The following is a 4,537-nucleotide window of genomic DNA, read 5'->3' as shown; positions in this document are numbered from 1 at the left end:
ACCAGCTTGCGGGCGCCGGTGCGGGCGCCGCGGCTGAAGCGGCGCTGCAGCACCCAGAGCAGCCCCAGCACCACGGCCAGCGAGAGCGCTACCCGCACGGCAAGGACGACTGTCTCCATCTAGAGGAGTCCTTCGGGCACGTCGAGGATCTTGGTGATGCGCACGGCGTAGTCCTGGTCGACGACGACGACCTCGCCGTGGGCGATCAGGCGGCCGTTGAGCAGCACGTCGGCGGGGGCGCCAGCCGAGCGGTCCAGTTCGATCACGCCGCCCGGTTCCAGGTTCAGCACATCGCGCACGGACATCCGCGTTCGGCCGATTTCCACCGTCAGGGCCATTTCGACGTTGTTGATGCGGCCCAGCTTGGCCAACACCGAGTCGTCGGCGCCGTGGCCGGCCGGGTTCTCGCGCAGCCGGATGGCGAACCAGCCGCCGGCCTCGCCGTCGCCGCCGGTGAGCTTGAAGACGGCGGCTTCCGGATCGGAGAACAGCGCCGCGGCGTTGCCGACGCGTGCCTCGCCCAGCACACCGGCGCCGAGCACGGATGTGGCAGCTTCCAGCGCCGGGCGCAACAGGTCGGCGGCCGAAACCAAGGGGGAATCCGTGCCCGCGGCGGCGGACAGGGCGGCCTGGTCGGCCACCACCAAGGCCACGTCGGCCGAGGTTCCGCCCACGAAGGACCCGACGACGGCGGAGGCCACCTGCCCCGGCAGCGGCCCGCCTTCATCCTGGCGCACTGCGTAGAGCGGCGTGTTGGTGGGCAGCAGCCCCAGGAGCGCGTCGGCGGCAGCAGCCTGAAGGGTCTGGGTCTGTGTCATCGGGCGTTCTCCTCGGTTGTAACAATGACTCCGGCCAGGCGGTTGCCGTTGGCGCCCACGGCGGCGTGTGCCAGCCGTTCGCCGTTGATGGCAACATCCAGCGGGCGGTGTTGCGGGTGCGGCAGCGGCAGCAGGTCGCCGATGGCCAGGTCGAGGACCTGGCCGGGCCGCACGCGCATGGGGGCGAACTGCAGGGATACGTCCACCGGGATTTGCACCAGCTGGGTCTCCAGCAGTTTTCGCGCGTTGGCCGGGCTGCTCATCGCGAACGAATCACGCAGCTGGGTCAGCAGTACCTCGGCCGGGATGGCGACCGTGGCGGGCGCGGACAGGTCGCCGACACGGATTTCGAAGGTGGCAACGATCATCAGGTCGTTGGTGGCCGCCGCCTGCGCGAACTGCGAGTTGTAATGGATCTGGTCCAGGCTGATGGGCGTGGTGAGCAGGGAACCCAGCGAGTAGCGCAGGTCCTCCAGCGCATCCTCCATCAACCGGCTGACCAGGGCCTGTTCAATCTGCGTGAACTTGCGGTCCGGATAGTCGTGGCTGCCGTTGCCGCCCAGCATATGGTCGACCCACGTCATCGCGGCCTTGGTCGGAAACTGGATCACGGCCTTGCCGGTGATGTCATCGAGGGCGCAGAGAACCATCGCAGTACTGGCCGGCAACGAGGCCGCGTACTCGTCGTAGGTCTGCATCTGGACCTGCTCCGACGTGACCGTGCAGATCACGCGGACCTTGGCAGTCAGCTGGGTGCCCCACTGTCGGGCGAATGTTTCGAAGGCCAACTCCAGCACGCGGGAATGCTCGCGCGCCAGGGTGGTCGGCCGCCGGAAGTCGTAAACTTCGACGGCTCTGGCCGGCTTTTCGGGCGCGCTAGAGTGCGCATGTTCCTGGACCGTCACAGCAGGCACTATCGGCAGCGTGGTTCGGCATGTTAGGAGTTTGGATAATGCGGGTGGGGTGCCCCGCCGCACGTCCAACTCGGCCGTGTCAGAGGCGGGCGCTCAGTGGGAGGACTACCAACGCCGGCCGGCCGGTGCCAAAGGCGTGCGCTCAGTGGTCGGAGGATGCCCCGCCGGGCGCCGGCGCGTAGGTGGCGTCCGGCCCCGGGCCGCCGCTGCGGCCACTACCGGTAACCACGTCGCGCCCGGAGCTTTTACCCGGTTCGCCTGCTACGCGCTCGGCAGGTTTGTCCTCAGGGGCTTCGGTTTCAGCCGACTCGGCCTCCGCCTTTTCCGCAGATTCAGCTTCGGCGGCCTTCTTGGCCAATTCCGCACGTTCCGCGGCGGCCTCTTTAGCGGCACCGGCAGGATCCTTCATGACTTCGGGAATCAGGTTGCGGATGGCCTCCGGCTGGCCGGAGAGCACCACAATGTCCACGCGGCGGTTTATGGCGAGATCTGCATCACTCCCGCTGCGGGTCAGCGGCCTGGATTCGCCGAACCCGACCGCGGAGATGCGGTTCGAAACCACGCCGCTGTCTTCCACCAGATGGCGCAGCACGTTCACGGCACGCTCCGAGGAAAGCTCCCAGTCCAGTGCGTTCGGGTCCAGGTGGCGCACCTGGGCCGTGTGCCCTTCCACCTTCAGCTCGTAGCCGACCGGCCTCAGCACCGGACCCACCACGTTCAGGACCTTGATGGTCTGCCGGGTGAGCACCGGCGAGTCGGGCTCGAAGAAGGTCTCGCTGCCGATCAGGCGAACGGTCAGGCCGCGCTCGTCAAGCTGGAAGCGGACAGCTTTTTCAAGGCCTTCTTCCTGCAGCCCCTTGGTGATCTTTGCCTGGATGTTGCGCAGGTCGTTGACTTCCTTGATGGCCACGTCGAGATCGGTTTTCAGTTCACCCTCGGTGTCCTCTTCGGCGTCGCCACTGGTAAACCCCTGGCCCTCCTCGTCAATGAGTTCAGACGGGACCACTACCCCTTCGGCCGTGTCGACCGCCTGCGTGCGTTCCACGCCGAAACCCGTGGCCAACGAGTTGGCCAGCTTCTCGAACTTCGCCGCATCCACCGTGGACATGGCGAAGAGCACGATGAACATACACATCAGCACGGTGACCATGTCCATGTAGGAGGCCATCCACCGCTCGTCCGGGTGCTCGTCCTCTTCCGCGCCGAGAGGCCGGCGCGGGCGCCGCGACTTCATGCTGCCTTGACCGCAGGCTTGTCGTCGGACTTCCCGGATTTGCCTTCCTTGGCCGGCTTCCCCGCGCCCATCTCATGCTCCGGAACCATGGCACGCAGGCGTTCGCCCAACAGCCGCGGCTGGCTGCCGGCCTGGACGGCCAGCATGCCTTCCATCAGCAGGGTCATGCGCTCGGTTTCAAGGTCGGCCAAGCGCCTCAGCTTGCCGCCGATCGGCAGCCAGATGAAGTTGGCGGAGAGCAATCCCCACAGCGTGGCGACGAACGCCGTCGCAATCATCGGTCCGAGGGTGTCCGGGGTGGAGAGGTTTTCCAGCACGTGCGTCAGCGATACGACGGTGCCGATGATGCCGATGGTCGGGGCGTAGCCGCCCATGCCCATGAAAAACTTGGAGGATTGGCGATCGGCGCGCGCCTTCGTGCTGATCTCGTCTTCGAGAAGGATCCGCAGTTCCTCGCCGTCGGTGCCGTCGGCGATGTTCTGCAGCGCCCGCTGCATGAACGGGTCCTTTTCCTCGGTCGCCTCTGCGTCCAGTGCCAGCAGGCCCTCGCTGCGCGCCTTTTCGGCCAGCTCGACGACTCGGTCAATGACCGTCTGGGGCTTCGCCACCTTGCCGGTGAAAGCCCGGGGCAACGCTTTGAAGGCGTGCAGGCCGTCCCTGAGGGTGGTGCTGGCCAAGCCCACGGCGATAGTTGCACCGAAGACCAGGATCATGGGAGCCGGGATGAGGAGCGCCGAGACGTGGGCGCCCTCGAGGGTGATCATGGCATAGAGCGAGCCGAAGGCCAGCAGGAGGCCAATAAGTGTTGCGGGATCCATTTACGTATTCCTAGGGCGCAGCGGCACAGTGTTGCCGGGGTCCGCGGAGTCGTCTCCGGGGGCCGGGGCGGCTGGTGGCACGAGGCCGAGCTGGGGGTGACCGTGCTGGTGGACTGAAGGCGGCAACTCACGGGCCAGGTGCAGCACGTAGGCGCGGTAGCTGGCGATCATCTCGATGACCTGGCTCATCGTCTCGATGACGATGTACTTGGCGCCGTCAACCATCACCAAAGTGGTGTCCGGGTTGGAATGGACGCGCTCAATCAGGTCAGGGTTGACCGCAAACTGGCTGTCATTCAGCCGCGTTACTACGATCATTGGCCCCGTCCCAGGTCTCTCGAGGGCTCCGGTGAGCCGCTACCTACTACCTTCGGCCGCGCGCGCCCCGCGGTTAGCTGCCCAGCCCACTTGTCGCGCGCGTCACGCGGAGAGTGGCTGGACTTGGTCCTGATTCCGGGTCTTGCCGCAGCAAGACATTCACTCAGCGACCCTAAAGAAGGCCCCAGCTGCTGTCTGGGTGGTGATTCATCCCGTAGCTCCCGTAGCAAGACTGGACAGCGGGCATCGCGGGAGGCCTGCCTCATCATCCAGTGGCTTGGAGTGGTTGGGGTGGGATGTGGGTGTGCCAGTAGGTGTTGCGCAGCGGTTTGCGGCGGGGGTCGATGTAGTCCGGCGGGGTGAACCAGGGGATGCCGTCGACGACGTTGATCTCCCAGTTCCCTTGCTCGATCAGGTCGTGGTGGAGCAGGCAGA

General features: G+C 66.3%; 5 protein-coding genes. All 5 read right to left on the bottom strand.

Annotation, left to right across the window (positions count from 1 at the left end; all coding sequences use genetic code 11):
• Nucleotides 1-119 precede the first annotated feature (119 nt).
• The 5 genes from fliN to AC5RUJ_RS11605 all read right to left on the bottom strand — a co-directional run bounded on the left by fliN (nt 120) and on the right by AC5RUJ_RS11605 (nt 4,102).
• A complete protein-coding gene (gene fliN / locus AC5RUJ_RS11625) occupies nt 120-818 on the bottom strand; it encodes a flagellar motor switch protein FliN (protein ID WP_493979153.1) in 699 nt (232 codons plus the stop codon).
• Entirely contained in the window at nt 815-1,732 is a 918-nt protein-coding gene (locus AC5RUJ_RS11620; protein WP_494022517.1) for a flagellar motor switch protein FliM, read from the bottom strand. Before AC5RUJ_RS11620 ends, fliN begins: the two co-directional genes overlap by 4 nt.
• Before the next feature lie 142 nt (nt 1,733-1,874).
• Nucleotides 1,875-2,966, bottom strand: a complete 1,092-nt coding sequence (locus AC5RUJ_RS11615; RefSeq protein ID WP_494128379.1) for an OmpA/MotB family protein — start codon at nt 2,964-2,966, stop codon at nt 1,875-1,877.
• Nucleotides 2,963-3,784, bottom strand: coding sequence for a motility protein A (locus tag AC5RUJ_RS11610; protein ID WP_494000442.1), 822 nt, complete (start codon nt 3,782-3,784; stop codon nt 2,963-2,965). The genes AC5RUJ_RS11615 and AC5RUJ_RS11610 overlap by 4 nt, the downstream gene beginning before the upstream one ends.
• Nucleotides 3,785-4,102, bottom strand: coding sequence for a flagellar FlbD family protein (locus AC5RUJ_RS11605; RefSeq protein ID WP_494012690.1), 318 nt, complete (start codon nt 4,100-4,102; stop codon nt 3,785-3,787).
• Nucleotides 4,103-4,537 lie beyond the last annotated feature (435 nt).

This window comes from Arthrobacter sp. Y3223164 (genome assembly GCF_059091005.1).
This window is presented reverse-complemented; position numbering and strand designations above follow the sequence as displayed.

Bases quoted from the DNA above. Each gene is read 5' to 3' on its own strand.
- fliN (WP_493979153.1), bottom strand. From the start codon at position 818: ATGACACAGACCCAGACCCTTCAGGCTGCTGCCGCCGACGCGCTCCTG.
- AC5RUJ_RS11615 (WP_494128379.1), bottom strand. From the start codon at position 2,966: ATGAAGTCGCGGCGCCCGCGCCGGCCTCTCGGCGCGGAAGAGGACGAG.
- AC5RUJ_RS11610 (WP_494000442.1), bottom strand. From the start codon at position 3,784: ATGGATCCCGCAACACTTATTGGCCTCCTGCTGGCCTTCGGCTCGCTC.
- AC5RUJ_RS11605 (WP_494012690.1), bottom strand. From the start codon at position 4,102: ATGATCGTAGTAACGCGGCTGAATGACAGCCAGTTTGCGGTCAACCCT.